The 22,033-nt window shown below is 57.3% G+C and carries 27 protein-coding genes; 13 read left to right on the top strand and 14 right to left on the bottom strand.

Annotated features, from left to right (window positions below):
* The first annotated feature begins 138 nt into the window (after positions 1–138).
* Together creD and AC5EFR_RS20905 are read left to right on the top strand one after the other, a co-directional pair.
* Positions 139–1,623, top strand: coding sequence for a cell envelope integrity protein CreD (gene creD / locus AC5EFR_RS20910; RefSeq protein ID WP_493577664.1), 1,485 nt, complete (start codon positions 139–141; stop codon positions 1,621–1,623).
* Positions 1,624–1,698: 75 nt separating this feature from the next.
* The gene (locus tag AC5EFR_RS20905; protein WP_493577663.1) at positions 1,699–2,397 is read left to right on the top strand and encodes a hypothetical protein; all 699 of its coding nucleotides are present in this window, start codon (positions 1,699–1,701) and stop codon (positions 2,395–2,397) included.
* Positions 2,398–2,433: 36 nt separating this feature from the next.
* Here the strand turns inward: AC5EFR_RS20905 and AC5EFR_RS20900 are convergent, their stop codons facing one another.
* The gene (locus AC5EFR_RS20900) at positions 2,434–2,880 is read right to left on the bottom strand and encodes a DUF4399 domain-containing protein (protein WP_299923139.1); all 447 of its coding nucleotides are present in this window, start codon (positions 2,878–2,880) and stop codon (positions 2,434–2,436) included.
* 177 nt (positions 2,881–3,057) lie between these two features.
* Here AC5EFR_RS20900 and AC5EFR_RS20895 point away from each other — a divergent pair, with 177 nt between their 5' ends.
* The 3 genes from AC5EFR_RS20895 to AC5EFR_RS20885 are packed head-to-tail and all read left to right on the top strand — an operon-like array spanning position 3,058 to position 4,679.
* On the top strand, positions 3,058–3,969 hold the full coding sequence (locus AC5EFR_RS20895; RefSeq protein ID WP_493577662.1) for an AEC family transporter: 912 nt from the start codon (positions 3,058–3,060) through the stop codon (positions 3,967–3,969).
* Between the two features lie 4 nt (positions 3,970–3,973).
* Positions 3,974–4,504, top strand: a complete 531-nt coding sequence (locus AC5EFR_RS20890) for a hypothetical protein (protein ID WP_493577661.1) — start codon at positions 3,974–3,976, stop codon at positions 4,502–4,504.
* Positions 4,505–4,508: 4 nt separating this feature from the next.
* The gene (locus AC5EFR_RS20885) at positions 4,509–4,679 is read left to right on the top strand and encodes a hypothetical protein (RefSeq protein ID WP_493577660.1); all 171 of its coding nucleotides are present in this window, start codon (positions 4,509–4,511) and stop codon (positions 4,677–4,679) included.
* 3 nt (positions 4,680–4,682) lie between these two features.
* Here AC5EFR_RS20885 and AC5EFR_RS20880 read toward each other — a convergent pair whose 3' ends face one another.
* Positions 4,683–5,219: a dihydrofolate reductase family protein gene (locus AC5EFR_RS20880; RefSeq protein ID WP_493577659.1), complete on the bottom strand. Its 537-nt coding sequence runs from the start codon at positions 5,217–5,219 to the stop codon at positions 4,683–4,685.
* A gap of 188 nt (positions 5,220–5,407) precedes the next feature.
* Between AC5EFR_RS20880 and AC5EFR_RS20875 the strand changes: the two genes are divergently transcribed.
* The gene (locus tag AC5EFR_RS20875) at positions 5,408–6,313 is read left to right on the top strand and encodes a LysR family transcriptional regulator (protein WP_299923144.1); all 906 of its coding nucleotides are present in this window, start codon (positions 5,408–5,410) and stop codon (positions 6,311–6,313) included.
* 144 nt (positions 6,314–6,457) lie between these two features.
* On the opposite strand, the gene AC5EFR_RS20870 is transcribed toward AC5EFR_RS20875, so the two are convergent.
* Positions 6,458–6,988, bottom strand: a complete 531-nt coding sequence (locus AC5EFR_RS20870) for a cytochrome b (RefSeq protein WP_493577658.1) — start codon at positions 6,986–6,988, stop codon at positions 6,458–6,460.
* Positions 6,989–7,086: 98 nt separating this feature from the next.
* On the opposite strand from AC5EFR_RS20870, the gene AC5EFR_RS20865 reads away from it, so the two are divergent.
* Complete coding sequence (locus AC5EFR_RS20865; RefSeq protein WP_493577657.1) at positions 7,087–7,536, top strand: MarR family winged helix-turn-helix transcriptional regulator; 450 nt, start codon at positions 7,087–7,089, stop codon at positions 7,534–7,536.
* 2 nt (positions 7,537–7,538) lie between these two features.
* Here AC5EFR_RS20865 and AC5EFR_RS20860 read toward each other — a convergent pair whose 3' ends face one another.
* Genes AC5EFR_RS20860 through AC5EFR_RS20845 form a run of 4 tightly spaced genes read right to left on the bottom strand, consistent with a single transcriptional unit; the run spans position 7,539 to position 10,569 of the window.
* Positions 7,539–8,468, bottom strand: coding sequence for an OmpA family protein (locus AC5EFR_RS20860; RefSeq protein ID WP_493577656.1), 930 nt, complete (start codon positions 8,466–8,468; stop codon positions 7,539–7,541).
* Positions 8,440–8,973, bottom strand: coding sequence for a peroxidase-related enzyme (locus AC5EFR_RS20855; RefSeq protein ID WP_493577655.1), 534 nt, complete (start codon positions 8,971–8,973; stop codon positions 8,440–8,442). The genes AC5EFR_RS20860 and AC5EFR_RS20855 overlap by 29 nt, the downstream gene beginning before the upstream one ends.
* A 32-nt stretch (positions 8,974–9,005) precedes the next feature.
* Positions 9,006–9,803, bottom strand: coding sequence for a GNAT family N-acetyltransferase (locus AC5EFR_RS20850; protein ID WP_493577654.1), 798 nt, complete (start codon positions 9,801–9,803; stop codon positions 9,006–9,008).
* A 40-nt stretch (positions 9,804–9,843) separates the two neighbouring features.
* On the bottom strand, positions 9,844–10,569 hold the full coding sequence (locus AC5EFR_RS20845; RefSeq protein WP_493577653.1) for a competence/damage-inducible protein A: 726 nt from the start codon (positions 10,567–10,569) through the stop codon (positions 9,844–9,846).
* A 107-nt stretch (positions 10,570–10,676) separates the two neighbouring features.
* On the opposite strand from AC5EFR_RS20845, the gene sfsA reads away from it, so the two are divergent.
* Positions 10,677–11,387, top strand: a complete 711-nt coding sequence (sfsA, locus tag AC5EFR_RS20840; protein ID WP_493577698.1) for a DNA/RNA nuclease SfsA — start codon at positions 10,677–10,679, stop codon at positions 11,385–11,387.
* A gap of 95 nt (positions 11,388–11,482) precedes the next feature.
* Here sfsA and AC5EFR_RS20835 read toward each other — a convergent pair whose 3' ends face one another.
* The 3 genes from AC5EFR_RS20835 to mutY form a co-directional block, all read right to left on the bottom strand.
* Positions 11,483–12,403, bottom strand: coding sequence for a manganese-dependent inorganic pyrophosphatase (locus tag AC5EFR_RS20835; RefSeq protein ID WP_493577652.1), 921 nt, complete (start codon positions 12,401–12,403; stop codon positions 11,483–11,485).
* A 152-nt stretch (positions 12,404–12,555) separates the two neighbouring features.
* Positions 12,556–13,701: an alkane 1-monooxygenase gene (locus tag AC5EFR_RS20830; protein ID WP_299923160.1), complete on the bottom strand. Its 1,146-nt coding sequence runs from the start codon at positions 13,699–13,701 to the stop codon at positions 12,556–12,558.
* 72 nt (positions 13,702–13,773) lie between these two features.
* The gene (mutY, locus tag AC5EFR_RS20825; protein WP_493577651.1) at positions 13,774–14,820 is read right to left on the bottom strand and encodes an A/G-specific adenine glycosylase; all 1,047 of its coding nucleotides are present in this window, start codon (positions 14,818–14,820) and stop codon (positions 13,774–13,776) included.
* An 86-nt stretch (positions 14,821–14,906) separates the two neighbouring features.
* On the opposite strand from mutY, the gene AC5EFR_RS20820 reads away from it, so the two are divergent.
* The 4 genes from AC5EFR_RS20820 (at position 14,907) to AC5EFR_RS20805 (ending at position 17,594) form a co-directional block, all read left to right on the top strand.
* Positions 14,907–15,416 carry a DUF721 domain-containing protein gene (locus AC5EFR_RS20820; protein ID WP_299923163.1) on the top strand — a complete coding sequence of 170 codons (510 nt, stop codon included), beginning with the start codon at positions 14,907–14,909 and terminating at the stop codon, positions 15,414–15,416.
* Positions 15,417–15,451: 35 nt separating this feature from the next.
* A complete protein-coding gene (locus AC5EFR_RS20815) occupies positions 15,452–16,117 on the top strand; it encodes a DsbA family protein (RefSeq protein WP_299923229.1) in 666 nt (221 codons plus the stop codon).
* Positions 16,114–17,253, top strand: a complete 1,140-nt coding sequence (locus AC5EFR_RS20810; RefSeq protein ID WP_493577650.1) for a CaiB/BaiF CoA transferase family protein — start codon at positions 16,114–16,116, stop codon at positions 17,251–17,253. The genes AC5EFR_RS20815 and AC5EFR_RS20810 overlap by 4 nt, the downstream gene beginning before the upstream one ends.
* A gap of 74 nt (positions 17,254–17,327) precedes the next feature.
* Entirely contained in the window at positions 17,328–17,594 is a 267-nt protein-coding gene (locus AC5EFR_RS20805; protein WP_493577649.1) for a hypothetical protein, read from the top strand.
* Positions 17,595–17,628: 34 nt separating this feature from the next.
* Here AC5EFR_RS20805 and AC5EFR_RS20800 read toward each other — a convergent pair whose 3' ends face one another.
* From AC5EFR_RS20800 to AC5EFR_RS20790, 3 genes are all read right to left on the bottom strand, one after another.
* Complete coding sequence (locus AC5EFR_RS20800; RefSeq protein ID WP_493577648.1) at positions 17,629–18,756, bottom strand: saccharopine dehydrogenase family protein; 1,128 nt, start codon at positions 18,754–18,756, stop codon at positions 17,629–17,631.
* 3 nt (positions 18,757–18,759) lie between these two features.
* On the bottom strand, positions 18,760–19,815 hold the full coding sequence (locus AC5EFR_RS20795; protein WP_493577647.1) for a saccharopine dehydrogenase: 1,056 nt from the start codon (positions 19,813–19,815) through the stop codon (positions 18,760–18,762).
* A gap of 114 nt (positions 19,816–19,929) precedes the next feature.
* Complete coding sequence (locus tag AC5EFR_RS20790; RefSeq protein WP_299923171.1) at positions 19,930–20,589, bottom strand: histidine phosphatase family protein; 660 nt, start codon at positions 20,587–20,589, stop codon at positions 19,930–19,932.
* A gap of 120 nt (positions 20,590–20,709) precedes the next feature.
* Here AC5EFR_RS20790 and map point away from each other — a divergent pair, with 120 nt between their 5' ends.
* Entirely contained in the window at positions 20,710–21,522 is an 813-nt protein-coding gene (map, locus tag AC5EFR_RS20785) for a type I methionyl aminopeptidase (protein WP_493577646.1), read from the top strand.
* Positions 21,523–21,591: 69 nt separating this feature from the next.
* On the opposite strand, the gene AC5EFR_RS20780 is transcribed toward map, so the two are convergent.
* The gene (locus AC5EFR_RS20780; RefSeq protein ID WP_493577645.1) at positions 21,592–21,987 is read right to left on the bottom strand and encodes a RidA family protein; all 396 of its coding nucleotides are present in this window, start codon (positions 21,985–21,987) and stop codon (positions 21,592–21,594) included.
* Positions 21,988–22,033 lie beyond the last annotated feature (46 nt).

Here is a 22,033-nt window from a genome sequence, read left to right as displayed (position 1 = left end):
GACCCGTCGCAAGGCCCATGTGATCAATCTGTCACCTTTGCCCCCTCGCGCCTGCACAAAACATGCACATCATATGCGCAAGGTCTAAGCCGCCCTTCGTGTCACCTATGGGGTGGATTGTATATGTAGGAGAGAGTGATGCTCAAATCCCCCGGTCGCCGGTTCATTATTGTCGGCATTCTTGTTTTATTGATGTTCATCCCGCTGTTCTTCGCAGCCGAGGTGATCAATTCACGCAAATTCTATTCCCAAGACACCATTCGCAATGTCGGTATGGAATGGGGCGGGCAACAGACCCTATCGGGACCGTTTTTGGTTATCCCGGTAGAGCGCGAGGTCACAACGTTGAAATCACGCCCCAAGATTGACCCCGACACCGGGTTGGTGATGACCCACGCGGACACCGGCGAAGAGCTTAAGGTGCGCTATGAGGAAACGGTGATCAAATCCGGGCCAAGCGTCTATTTGTTGCCGCGCAAGTTTGATGCCGATTTGGCAACCCAAACCCAGATGCGGGCGCGCGGGATTTTTCAGGTCCCGGTTTATACGGCACAGGTGGGCATGGCGTTTGATTTCGACACAAGCGCCGCCGAACCATTGCTTGCCAGCAATGAGACCCTGTTGTGGGACAAGGCGCGGATCGAGGTCGAGGTTTCCAACAACAAAGCGTTGCGCGGCAAGGCCGAGATGTTGGCGGAGGGTGAGTCCTTGCCTATGGCCCCAATGGCCGGGCGGCACGGGTTCACGGCCACCACGGGCGACCCGCGTGGGCGTGGTGAATACAATCTGGCGCTGGGCCTAAACGGGGCGCAAAGCCTTATGGTGACGCCGGTTGGGCTAACCAGTCAGATCAGCATGACAAGCGATTGGCCACACCCGTCGTTTAGCGGCGCGTTTTTGCCCGATGGCCATGAGGTGAGCGAAAGTGGCTTTACCGCGAATTGGACAATCCCACATCTGGCGCGGCCTTTGCCGCAGGCGGGGCGCGAAGACGTGGCCGCCTCGGCGCGGCAGGTGTCGGGCTTTGGGGTGCGTTTGATCGAGCCGAATGATTTCTACCAAAAGGCCTATCGCGCTGCCAACTATGGCATCTTGTTCATTGCGCTGACCTTTTTGACGATCCTGTTGATCGAACGCGGCGCGGGCAAGCCGGTACATGCGGTGCAATACATTTTGGTCGGCCTGACCCAATCGGTCTTTGTGCTATTGATGGTGGCCTATGCGGAACAGATCGGCTTTGCCGCGGCCTATGCGGTGTCTGCGGGGGCGGTGATCGCGTTGTTGACGATGTTTGGGTTTATGGCGCTGAAACTGGGGCGGCGGGCCTTGGTTTTGGGCGCAGTATTGGTTGTGGTCTATGCGGTGCTTTACCTGATTTTGGATAGCGCGGATTACGCTTTGTTGGCCGGATCGACCTTGGCGTTCTGTGCGATTGCGTTGACGATGTTTGCCACTCGAAATGAGGATTGGTTTGGCCCCGAAAAGGAAAAAGGCCCCGGTTTGATGACGCGGATGTTTGGCCCGACGCGGCCCGTTGCTCCAGTCACACCACCAGTCACTCCGGCGGTTGGGCCTCCGAGCACGGGCCAAACCCCGCCTAAGGACCCGCCCAAGGACAGGTAAACCCCCATGGGCGAAGTTGCGCGCTTTTGCTATACTTATAGCGGAGCGCGCGACACCCTTTGAAAGGACTTCGCCATGGCAAAAGCCTCGACAAAACCCCAAGCCGAGAAGACAAAACCGGAATCGGTTCGATCAGCCTATCAGCCCTATTTGGATGGTGATCCACGCACACGCGGGCCGGTTGAGATGCCGGACTTGGATGGGCTGATGTTGTCTGTTCAAAGCAGCGACCGCAGCGGGGCGCTTGATGATTTCGATTTGGCCGATGCGCCCGCCCCTGTCGATGTCAAAGCCCTTAACCGTCACCTGATCAGCTGCACCGCCTTTACCCGAGATATCAAGGGCAATGTCAGCTTCTTTTCCTCGCTGTTCAAGGCCGAGGCTGAGGGCAAGCAGGTTGGCGTGGTGCAGGAAGCGAAGGTGTTTTACGTTAAGGCGGATAGCAAGGGCGTGGCGGTTGAGCATGGCGTCGCGGTGCGGTTGCAGGTTGATGCGTCTGAGTTTAGCGCCGAGGCCAATGTCTCGATCCCCAATATCGCCGCGGAAGCCCAGCTTGGCATGAGCGAGGCGCAGATGGAGATTAGCGTACGTGGGTTTTCCGGGTTTTTGGGCGATCTGTTGCCCGCGCCCGATACCGTCAATTTGACAAGCTATGCTGCCTATATGGAGGCGTTCCAGAAGATACAGAAACACGTCTTTTGCGAAGAAAACGCCGAGTATCTGGTGCCGGTGGTATTGGGCAAACACCAGCCGGTTGAAGATTTAGCATCTTAGCGAAAGGGCCCCGGTTTGCGCCGGGGCCTTTTGGGTCTATTCCACGGTGATGGTGATCACTTCCGATACGATGGGCGTGCTATGGGGCACATGTCCGGCGTCGCCCATGACCAATTGCAGCGTGTGCATGCCGGGAGAGAGATCAAGCGTGACCTCGGTTTGCCCGCCGCCGAAATGGCGGTGATGGTCATCCGAGGGCAGGCCCATCATCATTTCCTCTTTGCCATCTTCGCCCATGCCAAGCGGCGGGCGATCAATCAAAAGATGGTGGTGACCGGTGTTTTCTTGTTCGACACCAGCGGGCGCAACGCCCATCCCCGAGAGACCAAAGATCACAATCACCGGATTGGTCACCGTGTCACCATCGGACATATTGGCGAAATAGACATAGGCCCCGTCGGGTGCAGGGGTTTCGCCACCCTCGGCCCAAAGCGGCGAAGAGAGCATCAATGACGTGGCAACAAGCGCAGTTCGAAAAAACATGTTTGGCTCCAGTTTGATGAAATCGAATAAGGTGAGCGTAGCATGACTCTTTTGTTTCCCTAACGTCAATTTTGCGGGCTTGCGTGTGACCGGGCTTTGGTGTTTTCAGAACGGGCTACGTGCGCGGCCTCTTGGCCGGGTCGGTTTTGCGCAGGTCATTTCTGAAATGGGGCCACGATGATTTTCACCACAATCCTACTTGGCCTGCTGCCGTCGTTTTTGATGGTTATCCTTGGTGGTTTGCTGCGCAATCGGCTAAGCGAGAATGCTTGGCAGGGGTTGGACAAGCTCAACTTTGAAATCCTGTTTCCGGCGCTGATCTTTGTTGCGGCCTCGGGGCGGCCGATTGCGGTGGCGGATGTGTTGCGCATCGCCCCAGCGGTTTGGGCGATTTTGGCGGCGGGCATGGCGCTTGGCTATTTGGCGCGCCGCTATGGGCCCGAACGGTTCTTGGATTTCGCCGGCGGCTGGCAAACCGCGTGGCGGTTCAACACGGCCATGGGGTTTATCGCCGTGGCGGTTTTGCCGGGGGCGGATTTGGGGATTTTGGCGGTCGCCGTGGGCATGGCGATCCCGATGGCGAATTTAATGGCGGTGACGGCCCTGTCGCGCGGCGGCAGTTTGGGGTTGGGCGCGACGTTGAAAAAGATCGCGGTGAACCCGTTTCTGTTGGCCTCGGTCTCGGGGGTTTTGGTTGGTCTGTCGGGGCTGAAAATCCCGGCCCCGGTTTTGGCCCCGGTCGAGATGTTGTCGGCAGCGGCGATCCCGGTGGCGTTGATTTCCATTGGCGCAACGATGGATTGGCGCGCCTTGGCGCGGTTGGATCGGTTCAGCGCGATCTTGTGCGGTGTGAAATTGATCGCCCTTCCGGCGCTGACCTTTGCGGCCTGTGCCGCTTTGTCGGTTGAGACTAGCCTTATGGGTGTTTTGGTGATCTTTGCCGCACTGCCAACGGCGTCGGCGGCGCATGTTTTGGCGGCCGGGTTTGGCGCGGATCGCCGGTTGGTGGCGACATTGATCGCGCAAAGCACCTTGCTGGCGGCGCTGACCCTGCCATTATGGATCGCGGTTGTGATGCTTGCGGAGTAGGTGCATGCGCGGTTTGGTTCTGGTGGTGTTGTTTTGGTGCAGTGCGGCGGCGGTGGCGGCGGCGGATGACCGGATGGAGCGGCTGCGCAATGGTCAGGCGCTGGAGTGGATCGAGGCAACCGGCCATTGGGACGTGACCTTTTCGGATCGTCAGATGGTGATGATCTGCAAGACATGCGAGGGGATGGTTGAGGTCGTGTTGGATGTGGTCCCCTTGCCGCTTGAAACGCGTCGGGCGGAATGGACAGGCAGGTTCCTTGCCGAACGAATGCTCTTTTGTTCAAAACTTGTCCAAGAAGGTGGACGATGTTTAGGGACAAGGGACGCCAGATATCGAGGAGAGGCACTTCAAGGTTTTCGCTCATCACACTTGGACAAAGATATCAGAACCACTGAGATCGTTTTTTTCAATTGGGATATGTTTCATGGGCCCGAAGTTTTGAGAGCGAGCATTGCCACCAAAGACGGCCAAGGACCACAAGGGACAATGGATTTGATGCTTTCGGCAATGGCCCAGCTGACCCATTATTGGTGAAGTTATGAAGCGTTTAAACTGGCGTGGGTTGCTTATTTTGTTGCTTGGCGTGGTTGCGCCGTTGGCGATCCTTGTGTTCGATCCTGAGCAACAAACGCAGGGAAACATCTCCCGTGCCGTGGTTTACTACTCTTTTTTAGTTGGGTTTCTTATCTGGGCTTGGTGTAAACGCTGATCACTAGCTGCGATCACGTCGATAGTGGCGTTTGACCATCTGCCGAAGCAGGATTTCGACATTGTCGAGCTCAAAGGCCAATTCGTGATCCAAGAGATCAAATAGACGGGTGCCGCCGCCAAGCAAGATTGGGATTTCGGTGAGGATCATCTCGTCGATCAGATCGGCATCCAGAAACCGGCGGATTGTGGCACCGCCATCTATATAGAGGTTCTTGTGGCCAAGCGCGTCGGCCTTTTCCACGATGTCAGCGGGTTTGCCGCGCATCAGGGTGACGTGATCCTCAAACCCCTTGGGCACGTCGCTTAGGGTGCGGCTAAGGACAATCCCCGGTTTGGGATAGGGCCAGCCGATGCCGAAGCCCTGAACCGCCTCAAATGTTGTGCGCCCCATCACCACCGCATCAATCTGCGTCATGAAATCGGCAAAACCCAAATCATCGCCGTCCGGGTTGGGCACGCGGCTTAGCCACTCAAGCCCGCCGTTGCGATCAGCGATATAGCCATCAAGACTTGTGGCGATGTAAACGGTGTTGGTCATGGCGGTGCTCATAAGTGACGTTAGGGTCAGTGTAGCAAAGCGACCGGCAGGTAAAAGCCCAGTCTTGCCCGTTTCCAGAACAAAAACAGAGACCAATAAAACCCCGATATTGTCGCGGGCCTGCCCCAGTCCTGCCCGATTGTCCCGGCAAAACTCATCACAAGAATTAGATGAAGAGGGACCCGAGCATGGATCGCCTGACGGAAATGGAAGCGTTCGCCACAGTGGTGGATCAGGGTGGCTTTACCGATGCCGCCAAGAAGATGGGGATTTCAAAATCCGCTGTCTCAAAACACGTGTCATCACTAGAAGCGCGCCTTGGCGCACGGCTTTTGAACCGCACCACACGCCGGGTAAGCCCGACCGAGATTGGTCTTGCTTATTATGACCGGGCGCGCCGGGTTTTGAACGATGCAGGTGAGGCGGATGCCCTTGTCACGTCGATGCAAAGCGCGCCGTCTGGCTTGTTGCGCATTTCGGTAGCCACCGATTTTGGTGTGAACCACCTGAGCCCGCAATTGGGCGATTTCCTTGCCGAATTCCCCGATATTACGGTGAATATGGTGCTTAATAACCGCTATGTTGAGCTAATCTCGGAAGGGTTTGACATGGCGATCCGCATTGGGGAGCTCGAAGACAGCACCCTGCGGGCCCGCAAGCTTACCGAAACAAGCAAGCGCATGATCGCCTCGCCCAAGTATTTTGAGCAATATGGCCGTCCGCAGCGCATTGACGATCTTAACGAACACAAGCTTTTGCATTATTCGAACCAGTCTTCGGGCAATGTTTGGAAGCTGACCGCGCCATCGGGTGAAAAACGCCAAGTGCGCACCGCCGGTTGGTTGACGGTGAATGACGGGCAGTCGCTCTTGAACGCCTGTGTTGCCGGTCTCGGCATCGCCTACCTGCCGTCTTATTTGTATCACGAAGCCATGGAGCAAGGGTTGGTCGAGGATGCGATCCCCGATCTGCCGCAGGAAACCCAAGGCATCTATGCGGTCTACCCGCCCGGCCGCTTTACCCAGCCCAAAGTGCGCGCCTTTATCGACTATCTGGTGCATGCCTTTGCGGAAAAAGGCCCGAACGCCTGGTGATCGGCCCCTTTAACCTTCTTCCATAGCCCGTTGGATCGGGCCACCTTTTGCCCGGGCCATTTGGTCCGGGTTTTTCCGTTTCCTATAGGTTCGAGCCGGGTGGAACCCACCCGACCCTTTGTAAATGTGTTGCGCGTTGACGTGTCAGGACCGTTTGTCAAACCACATCCGGGACAACAGCCCGTCGCGGCGCACAAATTGGTGATAGAGCGCGGCACCAACATGGCCAAGGATGGTGAGACCTAGCAGGGTGGCAAGGATTCCATGCGCGGCACGGGGCGGGAAGGCCGAGAAATCAGCGGGCAGTGGCGCACCAGAACCGCCAAACACGATGTCAGGCAGGCCAGCCATCAGGGAAATACCAATGCCGGACGCAACCATGCCAAACACCAAGGCATAAAGCCCCCAATGCGCGGCTTGTCCCAATTTGTTGAGCGTGGCGTTGCCGATATCGGCGTGGGGTGGTTTGGTCGTGAACAACCGGGTGCCGAGGCGGATGAGCATCAAAACCCCAATCACCATGCCCAATGACATGTGCATTCTTAGGGAAAACAATTTGGCCGGGTCGGTGTTGGCGGTTTGGGCCAAGACACGGCCGCCCATAACCAGTCCGACAATAACCATAAGGGCGAGGATCCAATGCAGGGCGACAAGTAGCGGGTGATAACGAGTCATGAGGGTCTCCAATCTGTCTAATTGAGTTATAGATTGCATTGGCAACTGTTGCAAATGCAAATGTTGCACGTATGTTGTACGCCAAATAGGAGGTGGCCATGACTTTGCAAGACGAAACGCGCGCCGTTCGGTTGTCTAGCTTTGGCTGGATGGCGCAGAGATTGGTGGCTAACCTGGACCGGCAGATGGCCGCGGAGTTGGAAGACCTCGGGCTGACCATGGCGAAATTTCCGTTGATCATGATGGTGAGCGAGCTTGGACCCGTGACGCAAGCCGACATTGCCCGCCGGTTCAGCCGACCGGCCTATGCAATCAGCCGCAGCCTTGATGATCTTGTCAAAGATGGTTTGCTTGAGCGCCGACCTCATCCGACATCTCGGCGCGCCCATGAGATTGTCGCGACACCAAAGGGGCAAGCTTTGGCTCCGAAATTGCATGCTATCGTGCGGCGGGTGAATGCGCGGGTTTTGTCGCCGCTCTCGCCGGAGGAACAGCAACAGATCACCCTATTGATGGAAAAACTGATCCCGAACGAAGACCGCTATTAGCCCTATTCGGTGGAGATCAGCACTGCTTCGATGCGACGATTGGCTTCGCGGCCTTCGGGGGTGAGGTTGCTGGCCACAGGGGACAAATACCCAACGCCATTCGCGCCGATTTGATCGGCTGGAATGTTGTGGCGGTTGCGCAGATAGGTCACCGCCGCAGAGGCGCGTTTGCGCGACAATGCTTGGTTGCCCTCAAGTGATCCAACCGCATCGGTGTGACCCACAAACAGAATGCGGCGGGTCGGGTTGGTTTTCAGGTAGTCGGCAATCGCGTCGAGTGAGGCCGCCGGACCATCGCCCAAAGACGATGACCCGGTTTGAAAGACCAGATCGGCCAGAATGGCATGGCCGTCTCGCTCCAATTGACTGGCAATATCGCTATTGGTGACAACGCTTGGCGTGATCGGTTTGGCGGTGGCTTGCACGGTGCCGCGCGCATCGCCAGCGCGGATGATTTGCACAAAACCCGCCGTCTTGTCCTTGCTTGCCAAAAGCGAAATCGCCTCGCCTTTGGGGCCGGTGGCGGCGACAAAATGGTAGTCCGTCAGGCTGACAAACATATCCGGCCCCGGAAGCACAAAGGTTTGAAAGCGAAAATCAAACCCGCCGCAGGCATCCGCGATACAGTCAAATTCAACGTCAAACCCCCCGGCCTGCAATTGATCCCGCAAAGGGGTTAGCAATTGCAGCGAGGTGAGACCGGTTGCGTCAATGCGCCAAGCCTGAACCGAAACGGCCCCCTCGATCCGGCGCGTTGGCAAACCGCCTTCTTCGGTCCACGGACCAATAGGAAGCGCATAGGCCCCATTGCGCTGTGACACCTCGCGGGTCAGCTTGGCCCCCTTGGGGAGGGCCAAATCCTGCGCCGCAAGCGGGCAGGCCCACAGCGCACAAGCTGCCGCCTTAGCGAGATTGCGCGTGATAGTCATCATTGGGGCGCATGTCTAAGGCACTTGCTACTCGGTTCGTCATGTTGAAGAAACCCGCCACATTGGCGATGTCCCAGATGTCGCGATCGGTAAATCCGGCGTCGCGGAGCGCTTGGCGATCTTGTTCCATGATCTCGGCGCTGGCTTTGGTCATCTTTTCGGCAAAGGTCAGCATGGCGAACTGGCGCTCCGACAGGTCAGCCACCCGCCAGTTCATCACCATCATTTCGCCAAGCATAGGGTCGCCGGACAACTCACGCACCGCCGCGCCATGGGCGGTCAGGCAGTAAAAGCATTTGTTGATCGAGGAAACGACCACGGCGATCAGCTCGCGCTCAAGCTTGCTTAGCCCGCTATCGGCCAGCATCAGATCGTTATACAGAGTGGTAAAAGCGTTGAGTTTGTCGATGTCAAAGGCATAGGCGCGCAAGACATTGGGCACCATGCCCAGCTTGTCCTGACAAATGTCGAAATACTTCTGGGTGTCCGCCGGAAGAGGATCGGCCATCGGCAGGTTCAGGGCGGTGGGCAAATCTTGGGTCACATGTCCTCGCTTTCGGCATCTCTGAGGATGCGGTAGTGATAATGACCAACGGTATTCAGGTTCAGCGACGCATAAAGCCCGTTGGCATGATCATTGGCTTGGGTCACAAGCGCGCCAATCCAACGCGCGCCCTTGCGTTCGGCCCAGATGGCGGCACAGCGCATCATCCACGCGCCAAGCCCCTTGCCGCGATGTTCCTCGCGGATTTCCAAGGCGTGAACCAAGGCGATCCCATCATGAATGGCGCAAAAGCCCGATCCGGCGGGGCGGTCGCTTACCCGGCCAAATAACCCGGTTTTCGGGGCGCTACAGCGCTCCATTACGTTGAGGCGTGCCGGGTCCAACCCGCCTTCGTCCCAAATCTCGTGCATAACGGCCAGTGGTTCCCAAACGGAAAAGGCCGTCACCGGAGGGAGCGCGCGGTCGGTCAGCGTGTCGATTGGGGCAAGGCGAATATTGGTGGGATCAACCGCATCATAGTCGCGCGCCAATAGGGTTTGATCAAGCAGATCATCGCCTTTGCGGATCATGAAAAGCGGGTCTTGCCCCATCAACCGCATGGCGCTTTCGGCGGCGGCCACATCATCGGGGAGCCACGGGCCGCGAATGGTCGCTGCCGACACCCGTTTTCCTCCGCCGCGCCCTTCGCGCAGCAACCAAGGGCCTGCCTCAACCAGTGCGGCGGCGGGCCATGTGCCATCAACCGCAGCAAAAAGGCGCTCAGCGGTGGGCATGTCCAAATTCGAATATGTCGTCACGCCCTGTTTATGGCGCGGCGCGGCACCACTGTCCATGATCGCGATGCGCTTTGGCCGGTTTGACGCGGAGGATTGTTCAGTCCTGCGGGAAAAGTGCCGCCAAAGCCGACATGGCCTTGTCCACTCGGCCCCCATCGGCACCGCGGATCACTATGTTGGCACCGTAAATGCCATCCTTTTGAAACGGATAGGAGCCGATGGATAGATCGGGATATTCTGCGGCCAGTTTGCCAAGCGGTTCGGCGATTTCGCCCTCGCCCCGGTAAATGCGCAAGGATTGGCTTAGCAATGGGGCACCGCCGGTCAGGTTGGGTAGAAGGCTGGCCACCATGGCCTGAAACACCGCCGGGACACCGGCCATGACATGAACGTTTTCGATGCTAAAGCCCGGTGCGATTGAGACCGGATTGTCGATCAAACACGCACCATCGGGAATGCGGGCCATGCGCAAGCGCGCGGCGTTAAGTTCGGTGCCTTGGCGGTCATAGTGGGCTTGCAACAAGGCGCGGGCGTCGTCGCGAATGTCGATGGGGACGCCAAAGGCCTTGGCCACACAATCGGCGGTGATGTCGTCGTGGGTGGGGCCAATGCCGCCCGATGTCACCACAAGATCATGGGCGGTGCGCAACGCACTGATCGCGGCGACAATGGCATCCGGATCATCGGAGACCACCCGCACCTCTTTGAGGTCAATGCCATGTTTGGTGAACTCACCGGCGAGATAGAACATATTGGCATCGCGGGTCCGCCCCGAGAGGATTTCATCCCCGATGACAAGCATGGCGGCGCTGGGATTGGTCATGGGATGACTCCTTTGTGCTTGTGGTCAAGATAGCGGGCATGGGCGTGGCTGCAAGCGCGGCTTTTCATGTGCTTTTCTTATACGGGGACGCGGGCTATTGCTGGGGCATGAAGTTTGACACGCCCCTGATCCCCGCCACGCTGATCCGCCGCTACAAACGCTTTCTTGCCGATTGCCGGCTTGAGGATGGGCGCGAGATCACCGCCCATGTGGCCAATCCCGGCTCGATGCTGGGGCTCAAGGACGAAGGGCTGCGGATCTGGCTCGAACCCAATGATGACCCCAAGCGCAAGTTGAAATTCGGCTGGCGGCTTGTCGAACATCCCGGCGGGCATTTCACCGGCGTCGATACCGGTGTGCCCAATAAAATGCTCAAGGCGGCGTTGATGGCCGGACAGGTGCCGGGGTTGACGGGTTATGATCTGGTCCGTCCCGAGGTCAAATACGGCGAAAACAGCCGGATCGATTTCCTGCTAAGTGGCGGCGGCAAACCCGATTGCTATGTCGAGGTCAAATCCGTGACCCTATCGCGCCAATCCGGTCTGGCCGAATTCCCCGATAGTGTCACAGCACGAGGCACCAAACATCTGGGCGAGCTGGCCGAGGTTGCGCAATCTGGTGGGCGGGCGGTGATGCTCTATCTGATCCAGCGCACCGATTGCACGTCGATGACGCTTGCGGCGGATATAGACACGAAATATGCCGCCGCCTTTGCCAAGGCGACAGTAAGCGGGGTTGAAACCCTTTGTTTTGATTGCAAACTTTCGCCCGGTGGAGTGGAGCTTGGCACAGCGGTGCCTTTCCGAACCCCTATCTAATAGAAAAAGAGGCGGCATTCCTGCCGCCCCTTCTTGATCTTGCTGGAGAGACTCCGGGGGTACGGGGGCTGGCCCCCGCCTCAATTGATCTGAGATCAGACTTTGAGGTTCGGAATGATCTGCTTTTTGCGGCTCATGATGCCGGGAAGGACAACGGCGTCCCCGTCAACAGTCGCCCCAAAGCTCTTTTCCGCAACGCCTTTGATCACGTCGTTAGGAACCAAAAGGGTGGCTTCTTCTTTCAGAATGTCGACAACAAACAACAACACCTGATCAACGCCATCTTCCGCCTGAACGGAGGCATAGGTTTCCATGATCGACGCTTTGCGGTCCAAGGGGATCTCGGGCGCAGTGGTTTCCAGAACGGAGACGCGGAATTTCACACCGTCGACTTCGTATTCCTTGCTGTCCATGCGGATCAGTTCGGCGTCGGAAAAGGCCGAGACGTCGGATTTTGCGGCGAACATTTCGGCGGCGTATTCGGTGACATTGATGCCCAGATCAGCCGCCAAAGCCGCAACAACGTCGCGGTCGCGATCGGTTGTGGTCGGCGAGCGGAATTCAAGCGTGTCCGAGAGGATACATGTCAGCGCCGCGCCTTTGATGTAATCGGGCATCTTGGCAACATCGTCGCCCATCAGGTCAAACATGATGGTGGCGGTGCAGGCGAGCGGACGGATGGTGATGTCGATGGGGCCTTTGGTTTCCAGACCACCAACCAGCTTGTGGTGGTCAATGATGGCCTGAACGTCGGCACCGTTGATGTTGGCGGGCAGTTCGGCAGGGTTGTTGGTGTCAACAATCACACAGGTCTGGCCGTCTTCGACATCGGAGATGATGCGTGGCTTGGGCAGGTCCCAACGGGTCAGCATCCAGGCCGCTTCGGTGTTGGGTTCACCCAACAATGCCGCTTCGGCGGAGCCGCCTTTGACTTCGTTCATGTACCACGCCCAGATGATTGGGCTGCCGGTGCTGTCGGTGTCGGGGGATTTATGGCCAAATACCAGGGTCGTCATGATGCATTCCTTGAACAAAAGGTCCTGTTTGCGCGCCTTCTAGCGCCCAGCGCGGCCCTTGTCACCCTGTACGAACTGGGGTGCGACCCTAAAGGCCTGCGCCCCAAATTTCATTGATGAAATTTGCAAATTCCGTGCACGGAATTTGGCGCTCACCTCGGCATTGGCGTTTTTAGCTTGTTGTAGTCGGACCAATCGGTGACTTCGGGGTAATACATTTGCCGCCAGCGTTTCACTTTGGGGTTCATGACCTTTTTCCACAGCGGCGGCATCATCGCGCAAACCGACATGAACGGATAGCCATAGGGCAGTTGCGGTGCCTCGGCGTCGGAATAGTTTTGCAACAAAGGAAACCGACGGTCCGGTTTGTAGTGGTGATCGGAATGGCGTTGCAAGTTGATCATCAACCAATTGGTGGCCTTATGCGCGGCGTTCCAGCTGTGATGAGGTTTCACATGTTCGTATTTGCCGTCGCCAAGGTGCAAGCGGGTTAGACCATAGTGTTCGACGTAGTTGACGACTTCAAGCTGCCAGATTGCGACGCTTGCCTGGAAGATGAACAGCAAAACCCCAAGCCATCCGCCGACGACAAAGGCGCAGAGCATCATCACAAGCTGAAGCCCCCAATAGCGCCAGAAGGGGTTGGACTTGTGATGCCAAGGCAGGTTTTTGCGGGCCAGCATATCGCGCTCGGCCTTGAAGGAAGACGTCAGGCTTTGCCACAAAACGCGCGGATAAAAGCGGTGAAACCCTTCGTTGTAGCGTGCAGTGACCGGGTCGCGCGGGGTGCCGACATAGCGGTGATGCACCAAAAGGTGTTCAGAACGGAAATGCGAGTAGAGCACCATCGCCATTAGTAGATCGCCCAGCAGGCGCTCAAACTTGTTCTTCTGGTGCATCAGCTCGTGACTATAGACAATGCCCACCGTGCCGCTCATCACGCCAACACCAAACATCACCCCAAAAACTTCCCAACCGCCAAGATGTTCGGCGCGAACGGTGTAGGCGATCAGCCCCATCATCGTCAGGAATTGCAGCGGCACCCAAATTTGGGTGAGCAGTTTGTACCAGTAAAGCTGATCCTCGGTGGTTTCCAAATCGGCGTTTTCGGTGTTGAGCCCGACCAGCAAGTCAATTGCCGAAAACAGGTACCATGTGACAAGCGGTGTGATCACCACCCACCAGCCGCCCAAAAGCGCCCCGGTCCAGACCAAGGGTATGAGGATAAAGGACAAAAAGAACGGCAAGGCCGATGTGAATTTGGCGATTTTTGCGGCGGGGATCATTGCTTGGGTCATGTGACGCGCTCTTGCATTTGGTTTGGCGCAGCGTGGCCCTATCGCGGCGCTAAGGCAAGGCCAAGCGCTGCGTCATTCGGTTTTGGCAAGATCATAGGCTTTGCGCATCACAGTGGGCAGGTTGTCGCGATCAAAGGTTTCCGCGTCGACAAACTCTCCGCGGGTGGGGGTGCGATCCATTGGCACAAGCGCGGTCAAAATCCGCAGGCGCAAATGGAAATGGGTAAAGGTGTGGCGGGCTTCGCCAGCAACCTCTTTCCATTCGGCGCGAATGGGTGGAGCCTCGGCTGGATCATCGCCCCATTCGGAACCGGGCCAGCCGAGCATCCCACCAAGCAAGCCCTTGTCGGGGCGGGTTTCGAGCAACCATGCACCATCAACGCGCCGGGCGAGATAGGCGAAGCCCAATCGGGTTGGCTTGCGCTTCTTCGGGGTCTTCTTGGGGAGGTCGGTTGCGGTCCCGGCCAGCCATGCGGCGCAATTGCCCCGCCAAGGGCACAACCCACAGGCAGGATTCTTGGGTGTGCAGATCGTCGCGCCCAAATCCATCACTGCCTGAGCGTAGTCACCGGGGCGCTGTTGTGGGGTCAGTTGGGCGGCATAGGCGTGAAACACCGGTTTGGCCGCGGGTAGGGCGGTATGATCGTCAAAAATCCGCGCCATCACCCGTTCGACATTGCCATCCAACACCGTTTCGCGCGCGTCAAAGGCGATCGAAGAGATCGCCGCCGCCGTATAGGGGCCGATGCCGGGCAATTTCAAAAGCGCGTCATGGTCGTTGGGAAAGCTGCCGCCATGCTCGGCGGCGACAACCCGCGCACATTTTAGCAAGTTGCGCGCACGGGCATAATAGCCAAGCCCGGCCCAAGCCGCCATGACATCCGCATCTTCGGCATTGGCGAGATCGGTGACGGTGGGCCAGCGTGCGGTGAAGGCTTCGAAATAACTTTTGACTGCAACAACAGTGGTTTGCTGCAACATGATCTCGGACATCCAGACCCGGTAAGGATCGGGATCAACCCCGGCCAAACGCGCCTTTGGCGGCACACGCCACGGCAAATCGCGGGCGTGGCGGTCGTACCATTTCAACAGGTCGTCTGATTTCGGCAAGTCACGCAATGGTGAGTTTCCTTTATTTCATCATATCGGGGCTAGCACCCATTGTCCGGACAGATACAATAGCGCCCGTCAAAGGGATTCACACTATGCCAAAGCGCAAAACAACCACATATGGCTTTGCCCGCACGTCAAACCTGCTGCAAAATCAGGTGCGCAAGGCATCCGAAAGCCGTGGTTTCGCGCAAAGCCGGGTGTTGACCCATTGGGAAGAGATCGTCGGCGAAGACGTCGCCGGCATGTCGCGACCCGTCGACATTAGCTATGGGCGGGGTGGATTCGGCGCGACGCTGTCGGTTTTGACCAACGGCGCCAATGCGCCGCTGTTGCAGATGAAACGCGAAGAAATCCGCACGCGTATCAATGCGGTCTATGGCTATAACGCCATCGCCCGTATCCGCGTGACCCAAACCGCCAAGACCGGATTTTCCGAAGGGCAGGTGGATTTCACCCACCGCAAAAAACCACAAAAACCCGCGCCAAGCCGCGAAACAATTGCCAAAGCCCAAGAGGTTACGCATGAGGTTGCTGATGACAGCCTTCGCGCGGCGCTTGAACGCTTGGCAACAAACGTCATATCGAAAAGCAACCGGGCCTGACCCGGATCGCCACCAAAGAGGAAGAGGCAAGAATGATGAACAAGATCCTTCCGGCGGGCGCAGTTGCGCTGGCCCTGATCGCAGGCGGTGCCTGGTATATGACCCAAGGGTCAACCCCCGGCACTTCTGCACTTCCTGGCGCGGCCAACGCACAGGCGTCTGATGTTGATACTTCGGCTGTGATTGAAATGGTCGAAGGCAATGCCGATGCGTCGGTTCAGGTGATTGAATATGCGTCCTTTACCTGTCCGCATTGCGCCACGTTCCATGAGAACACTTACAAGCAGCTCAAGGCCGATTATATCGACACCGGCAAGATCGGCTTTACCTTCCGCGAAGTCTATTTCGACAAGTTCGGCATGTGGGCGTCGATGATCGCACGCTGTGATGGGCCGGAGAAGTTCTTTGGCGTGACCGATCTGATGATGAAAGGTCAAAGCACCTGGGCGCGCGCCGGTTCCGAAGCGGCGATTGCCGATGAACTGCGCAAAGTGGGCCGTTTGGCCGGTATGGAAAGCGACCAGATCGAAGCCTGTCTGACCGATGGTGACAAGCTGCAAACACTGGTGGCGTGGTACCAACAGAACGTGACCGAGCACGACATCGAGTCGACGCCGTCGTTCATCATCAACGGTGAAAAGTTCTCAAACATGAGCTATGCCGATTTCAAAGCGGTTTTGGACGAGAAACTCGGCGAATGACATCAGCAGTGGTTTCGGCCCCTAACGGCCCGCTTGAAGGTGTGAAAGTCATTGAATTGGCACGCATTCTGGCTGGCCCTTGGGCTGGTCAGACCCTCGCCGATCTTGGGGCCGAGGTCATTAAAATCGAAGCCCCGGCGGGGGATGACACCCGCCAATGGGGCCCCCCCTTTATTGAGCGCGAGGATGATACCTCAGCGGCTTATTTCCATTCCTGTAACCGTGGCAAAGCCTCTGAGGTGGTCGATCTGACCTCAGAGGCGGGGCAAGCGCGGATGCGAGAGTTGGTTGCAGATGCGGATATCCTGATCGAGAATTTCAAGCTCGGTGGGCTGAAGAAATACGGTATGGACTATGAGAGCCTGTCGGCGCTCAATCCGCGGCTGATCTATTGCTCGATCACCGGATTTGGCCAAGACGGCCCCTATGCGCATCGCGCCGGGTATGACTACATCATCCAAGGCATGAGCGGTTTCATGTCGATCACCGGCGACCCGGACGGCCAGCCGCAACGCGCCGGCGTAGCCATTACCGATTTGTTTACAGGGCTTTATTCGGTATCGGGTATCCTTTCGGCGCTCTATCAACGCGAACGCACCGGCAAAGGCCAGCATATTGATATGGCGTTGCTTGATTGTGCGGTGTCGGCGATGGCGAACCAATCGTTGAACTATCTCAGCACCGGAACACCGCCGGGTCGGACCGGGAATTACCACCCGAACCTGACGCCCTATCAGGTGTTTGATTGCGCTGATGGTCATATCATTATCGCCACGGGCAATGACGGCCAATACCAACGGCTTTGTGGTTTGCTGGGGTTGGATGACATGGCAACCGACCCGGATTACCTGAAAAACGCCGACCGTGTCGCCAATCGTGATGCCATGATCGCACGGCTATCCGCGGCCACTGCGACGATGACCAAGGCAGACCTTTTGGCCGCGTGTGAAGCCCAAGGGGTTCCGGCTGGGCCGATCAATGACATGGCTGATGTCTTTGCCGACCCACAAGTTCAAGCCCGAGGACTGCAAATCAACCCCGATGGCACCCCCGGTGTGCGGAGCCCGTTCAAGTTTTCAGATGCGGATTTGGTTCTGGATCGGTCTGCTCCGAAATTGGGCAAAGCAGAAGAGTGAAGCCCCAACGCTTCTCAGTGTATCATCGGGGCGATCTGATTGGGCATTCTTATCTGTAAGAAGGTGATGCCCCGATGAGTTGTGCAAACGGGGTTTTCATCGCGACGCCGACATTTGCCGCGTTGAAACACCGGTTTAAGCGCATTTCGAAACGGAGAGACCCTGTGGTTCTCTTTGGAGGATTTGAGGTGCGAGAAGACCTTGGCGATTCTATCGAGTGCAAGGACGTCGTCATTTACGACAGTGTGATGGACATCCCTGCACACGTAGATGTGATTGGCATGATGGCAGAGCGGTATGAGCAACTCTTTCCTCACCATCTGGAAGCGTCCGGAAGATGACTTGCGCGAGGGGGATTGCCCCTCGCACCGAAGTTTAGAGGTGATCCACGACCATAACATGCTGGGCCAAGGTCTGGACTTCGTCCATCCAGCGGCTCACCAATTTAGGGTCTGACGGAGCGGCCATGACGCCAACCGGAACTTCGCGGTTCAGCACCGCTTCGACCGCCAGAGACACCGGAACCGACACCAAACGCGCCATGGCTGTGCCGCGCTCATCGCCCCAAGCATCCATCGCATAGGTTTTGTGCCAGACCGGAACACCGTCTTTTTCCGCCATAAACGACACGCACATGATTACGCGGTCGGGTTCGCCTTCGTCATAGGCGTTGTCTTTGAGCAGTTGATCGGCGATCTCGGTCAGACGCTCATCGGTCGCGGTGCCTGCTTCGGCAAAGATGTCTTTCCAAGCCTCGGACCAGCCATTCAGGCGAAGGGTGCCACGGACGAAATCTTTGATCGGCCATTTGGGATCAAAGTTGTATTCTTCCATAAACGGGATTGAATCCCGATTTGGGTAAACCTCAAAGCTTTCCGGTGTCGCCAGTGGCGCGTCATAACGGGTGATCGCATCCCAAGGTTTGGAGACGTTGAGTTCGGAAAAATGCCGAATGGAGCGTGATGGCGAGCGCAAAGCCTTGAGCACGCCAACCGGGGCCCAGCTGAACTTGTAACGAAAGGCATTGGCGATTTTAGGAACACCGCCGCAATAGGAGGTAAAGCTAATGGCATTGTCGGTGTCATAGGCCGGGGACGCTTTGTAATCAGCGACCAAAGCATGCGCCATCAGATGGTCGATGCCCGGATCAAGGCCGACTTCGTTGATCACCCGAACGCCTGCGGCACGCGCTTTGCTATCCAAATCGCGCATCACCGGCGCGATATAGGACGATGACACAAAATGCGCGCCGGTATTGATGGCCAGCTCCGCCAAAGGGACATGCCAATCACCGGGCAGCATCGAGACAACGATGTCCTCTGCCTTTAGGTCGGCCCCCAAGGCGTTGATGTCAAAGGCTCGGATGTCTTTTGTTAGATCGCCAACCGCCTCTTCGGCCTTAGCGATTGTGCGGTTCCAGACAGTCACGGGATGACCGGCTTCGATCAGGCGACGCAGGCCGGGGATGGCCGAAAGGCCGGTGCCACACCAATGGATTGTCATGTCTTAAACCTCGGGTTTGTACTGTGAATAGGTGTCAAATGCGCGGCCCCAAACGCCGCTGTTCAGATCGTCCAGCGTTTCCAGATGGGGGAGCAGTTGGCCGGCGAAATCTTCGGAAGATTCGAGGGGCAAGAGCGAGGGCAGGTTGTCGATAGCCATCACATCAAGCGGCGGCGCGTCATAGGCGCGGGTCACCGGATTGGTCCAAGTGGTTTCTAGGTCATAGACCTTGACCGGGGAAAACTCGCTTTGTGGATCGCAGGCAATGTCGCCAATCACGGCCAGACGGCGCAGATCGGTTTTGGCCGATGCGGGGACAAAGACCGGGCAGCCGGGAGCGGCGAGGATACAGTTAAAGAACAAGTCATGTTCCAAGATTTGCGGGAAGGGGCCGCCGGATGCGGTTTCGGCCATATCCCAATCGGTTGTGGCAACTCCCATCTGTTTGCAAAGATCGCGCGCGCCGGTGCCGACGCGACCCAGCGCGCCAATAACGATGGCGTTGGGTCGTTCACTGCTGGCGCGGTCAAGCGCGGCTGTCAACTCGGTTTGCAAGCTCTCGGAATTGGGCCAAGTCGAAACAGGAGGACAGGTACCGCCCTGTTTTTGCGCCGCCCACGCAAAGAGCGACACAGCCGCGCCAGCGTAGCCCGCCCAATAGCCAAAGGCGGCAACACGGCGACCGTTTTGCTCGACCAGATATTCCAGATCATAAAGCGCGCCACCGCCTGCGGCGAAACGTTGTAGCAAACGCGCGCCGGCCTCTTGACCCTTGTAGGCATGGCCAAACATGATGTGGCGATGGATCAGTGGCGTGTCGGCTTCGGGGAGTTCTTTGAGGCCAAAGATGATCGCATCCTGCGGTGCTTCGGGCCAGCTGCCCTCTTCGGCCAACTCGGCCCCAGCGGCAACAAAGGGGGCGCTTGGCATGATGCGGGTTGCGCTATCCTCAATCGTGACACGAAAGCCCTTGGCGACCAGCTTGGCGACCCCTTCCGGGGTGATGCCCACTCGTTCTTCGTTGGCGCGGCTTTCGGCGCGAATCCATAGATGGGTCATTGCCTCTCCCTCATTGCAATCACAACGGATTGGTCATTTCACACCCCTGCGTCCGGGCGCAAGAATTTTCCAAAATTCTTGTAAAATTCGTGTACGAATTTTGGGCGGTGCCCTTTAGAGGTGCGTGCGGGCAAAGGCGCGTTCCGGGGTGTCCAGATGCGGGATCGCGTTGAATTGCGTCATCACCAACCCGGTCGACATCGGCTGGACACGGTGCAGCGAGCTATTTTCGATCGATAAGCACATATGCGACAGCGCTTCGATATCGAGCCGCAGGATCAGGCGCATTGCCATGCCGATCAACCCGCCCGAGGTCACAACCAAGGCCCGTCCGTCGCCCTCGGCGATCTCATGCAGAGCGTCACGCACTCGCGCTTCGAACTCCGAAAACCGTTCTGGCACGTCTTCGATTTTGTCCTGCTGCCAATAGGTGAACAGCTTGGGCAGATGTTCGATAAACCCCTCGCGCTCACCGGGAATGGCAAGCCCGTGTTGTTCCTCAAGGCGCTGGGCGACATCGAAATAGCTCATCTCGTTCAGGCGGGCATCATGGACCATCTCAACCGGACAATCCGCATCAATCCCCTGCGCGGTTTCGATGTGGCGGGTCAGGGTGCCGGTATAAACGCGGGCAAAGACCTCGCCGGTTTGACGAAAGTGATCGCCAAGCCAACGCGCCTGCTGCCAGCCAAGATCAGAGAGTTTGTCATAGCTGATCTCGTCGCGGGCTTCGGTGTTGGCCTGACCGTGGCGAACAAGGGTGATATGGGACATGTGCGCGCTCCTTTAAGCCCGTCTTAGGGGGAATGTGTGACAGGGAAAAGAGGCGTTTGCTCTGGTCTTGGCCCCTCAAAGCCCCTAAGTATCGGCAAAGTTTTGATGGAGCGTTTCGTGATGAACGATAAAGGCCGTGTAACCCGCGACGGAATTCGGATTTACCAACCCGGTGATTTTGCCGGAATGCATGCGGCCGGGCAAATCACAGCGCAGATTCTTGACGAAGTTGCGGAGCATGTCTTTGTCGGTCAAACCACCGGCGCAATTGATGATTTTATCCGCAAACGGGTCGAAGAGCTTGGCACAACGTCGGCCACCATCGGCTATAAGGGCTATCAGCACGCCAGCTGTATCAGCGTCAATCACGTGGTTTGCCATGGTATTCCGGGCGAGAAAAAGATCAAAGACGGCGACATTTTGAACATTGATGTCACGGTGATCAAAGACGGCTGGTTTGGTGATTCATCGCGCATGTATGTGGCCGGAAAACTGTCGCGCAAGGCCGAGCGTTTGATCCAAGTGACCCATGACGCGTTGATGATGGGGATTGATGCGGTCAAGCCCGGCAACACCTTTGGCGATATTGGCCACGCAATCCAAACCTATGCAGAAAGCCAACGCATGTCGGTTGTGCGTGATTTCTGTGGTCATGGCTTGGGGCAGGTGTTCCACGCGCCGCCCAACGTGTTGCACTATGGCCGGGCTGGCACGCGCGAGGTGCTTGAGGAAGGCATGTTTTTCACGATCGAGCCGATGATCAACCTTGGCCGCGCCGAAACCAAGGTTTTGGCCGATGACTGGACTGCCGTGACCCGCGATAAATCCCTTTCGGCGCAGTTTGAGCATTCTATTGGTGTAACTGCGGATGGGTGTGAGATTTTCACCCTCTCCCCCGGTGGGATGTTTCACCCGACCTATAGCAAGGGGTGACGTAGCGGCGTACCGCGGCCAACCGGTCACTCGACTAGACGCGTCGAATGACCGGTGCTTTGTTGTTCTTTAGCTGTTCGCAGTTGCTTCGATTTCAAACAGCAGGCTTGGGATCGCCAAACGAGTCACACCCAAAAGCGTCATCGGTGGCGCGACTTGGTGGGGGCCAAATCGCATCCCCATCAGGTCAAAGTTTTTTAGCGCCTCATCGACATCCGTCGCATAGACGACAAGACGGGTGACATTGCTTAGGTTCATCCCGGCTTCGGTCAACACGGCCTCAAGGTTATCCAAAGCCAGAGCGATCTGAGCGCGCATATCGCCGGGATGTTGTGGGGAGCCTGCTGCGTCGACGGCGGTTTGACCGGCGCAAATGACCTGACGCGATGCGCCTTCGATCACCTCGGCCTGATTGTAACCAAGCTTCAAAGACCAGTCCCAGGGGTTAACAGCCGTGCGTTTCATGAGGTGTTTCTCCTTTTTGCGTATCGTTGAAAAAGGCTTAGAATGA

Source organism: Pelagimonas sp., assembly GCF_058892305.1.
The sequence above is the reverse complement of the archived record's forward strand: the minus strand, read 5'-3'. Positions and strand labels throughout refer to the sequence as shown.

Excerpts from the sequence above, each read along its gene's own strand:
- AC5EFR_RS20805 (WP_493577649.1), top strand. The coding sequence starts at position 17,328 with ATGAGTTGTGCAAACGGGGTTTTCATCGCGACGCCGACATTTGCCGCG.
- AC5EFR_RS20845 (WP_493577653.1), bottom strand. The coding sequence starts at position 10,569 with ATGACCAATCCCAGCGCCGCCATGCTTGTCATCGGGGATGAAATCCTC.
- AC5EFR_RS20820 (WP_299923163.1), top strand. The coding sequence starts at position 14,907 with ATGCCAAAGCGCAAAACAACCACATATGGCTTTGCCCGCACGTCAAAC.
- AC5EFR_RS20885 (WP_493577660.1), top strand. The coding sequence starts at position 4,509 with ATGAAGCGTTTAAACTGGCGTGGGTTGCTTATTTTGTTGCTTGGCGTG.
- AC5EFR_RS20890 (WP_493577661.1), top strand. The coding sequence starts at position 3,974 with ATGCGCGGTTTGGTTCTGGTGGTGTTGTTTTGGTGCAGTGCGGCGGCG.
- AC5EFR_RS20850 (WP_493577654.1), bottom strand. The coding sequence starts at position 9,803 with ATGGACAGTGGTGCCGCGCCGCGCCATAAACAGGGCGTGACGACATAT.
- AC5EFR_RS20800 (WP_493577648.1), bottom strand. The coding sequence starts at position 18,756 with ATGACAATCCATTGGTGTGGCACCGGCCTTTCGGCCATCCCCGGCCTG.
- creD (WP_493577664.1), top strand. The coding sequence starts at position 139 with ATGCTCAAATCCCCCGGTCGCCGGTTCATTATTGTCGGCATTCTTGTT.
- AC5EFR_RS20780 (WP_493577645.1), bottom strand. The coding sequence starts at position 21,987 with ATGAAACGCACGGCTGTTAACCCCTGGGACTGGTCTTTGAAGCTTGGT.
- AC5EFR_RS20830 (WP_299923160.1), bottom strand. The coding sequence starts at position 13,701 with ATGACCCAAGCAATGATCCCCGCCGCAAAAATCGCCAAATTCACATCG.
- AC5EFR_RS20865 (WP_493577657.1), top strand. The coding sequence starts at position 7,087 with ATGACTTTGCAAGACGAAACGCGCGCCGTTCGGTTGTCTAGCTTTGGC.
- AC5EFR_RS20860 (WP_493577656.1), bottom strand. The coding sequence starts at position 8,468 with ATGATGACTATCACGCGCAATCTCGCTAAGGCGGCAGCTTGTGCGCTG.
- AC5EFR_RS20875 (WP_299923144.1), top strand. The coding sequence starts at position 5,408 with ATGGATCGCCTGACGGAAATGGAAGCGTTCGCCACAGTGGTGGATCAG.
- AC5EFR_RS20870 (WP_493577658.1), bottom strand. The coding sequence starts at position 6,988 with ATGACTCGTTATCACCCGCTACTTGTCGCCCTGCATTGGATCCTCGCC.
- AC5EFR_RS20810 (WP_493577650.1), top strand. The coding sequence starts at position 16,114 with ATGACATCAGCAGTGGTTTCGGCCCCTAACGGCCCGCTTGAAGGTGTG.
- AC5EFR_RS20895 (WP_493577662.1), top strand. The coding sequence starts at position 3,058 with ATGATTTTCACCACAATCCTACTTGGCCTGCTGCCGTCGTTTTTGATG.
- sfsA (WP_493577698.1), top strand. The coding sequence starts at position 10,677 with ATGAAGTTTGACACGCCCCTGATCCCCGCCACGCTGATCCGCCGCTAC.
- AC5EFR_RS20790 (WP_299923171.1), bottom strand. The coding sequence starts at position 20,589 with ATGTCCCATATCACCCTTGTTCGCCACGGTCAGGCCAACACCGAAGCC.
- map (WP_493577646.1), top strand. The coding sequence starts at position 20,710 with ATGAACGATAAAGGCCGTGTAACCCGCGACGGAATTCGGATTTACCAA.
- AC5EFR_RS20855 (WP_493577655.1), bottom strand. The coding sequence starts at position 8,973 with ATGGCCGATCCTCTTCCGGCGGACACCCAGAAGTATTTCGACATTTGT.
- AC5EFR_RS20880 (WP_493577659.1), bottom strand. The coding sequence starts at position 5,219 with ATGACCAACACCGTTTACATCGCCACAAGTCTTGATGGCTATATCGCT.
- AC5EFR_RS20835 (WP_493577652.1), bottom strand. The coding sequence starts at position 12,403 with ATGACGACCCTGGTATTTGGCCATAAATCCCCCGACACCGACAGCACC.
- AC5EFR_RS20815 (WP_299923229.1), top strand. The coding sequence starts at position 15,452 with ATGAACAAGATCCTTCCGGCGGGCGCAGTTGCGCTGGCCCTGATCGCA.
- AC5EFR_RS20905 (WP_493577663.1), top strand. The coding sequence starts at position 1,699 with ATGGCAAAAGCCTCGACAAAACCCCAAGCCGAGAAGACAAAACCGGAA.
- AC5EFR_RS20795 (WP_493577647.1), bottom strand. The coding sequence starts at position 19,815 with ATGACCCATCTATGGATTCGCGCCGAAAGCCGCGCCAACGAAGAACGA.
- AC5EFR_RS20900 (WP_299923139.1), bottom strand. The coding sequence starts at position 2,880 with ATGTTTTTTCGAACTGCGCTTGTTGCCACGTCATTGATGCTCTCTTCG.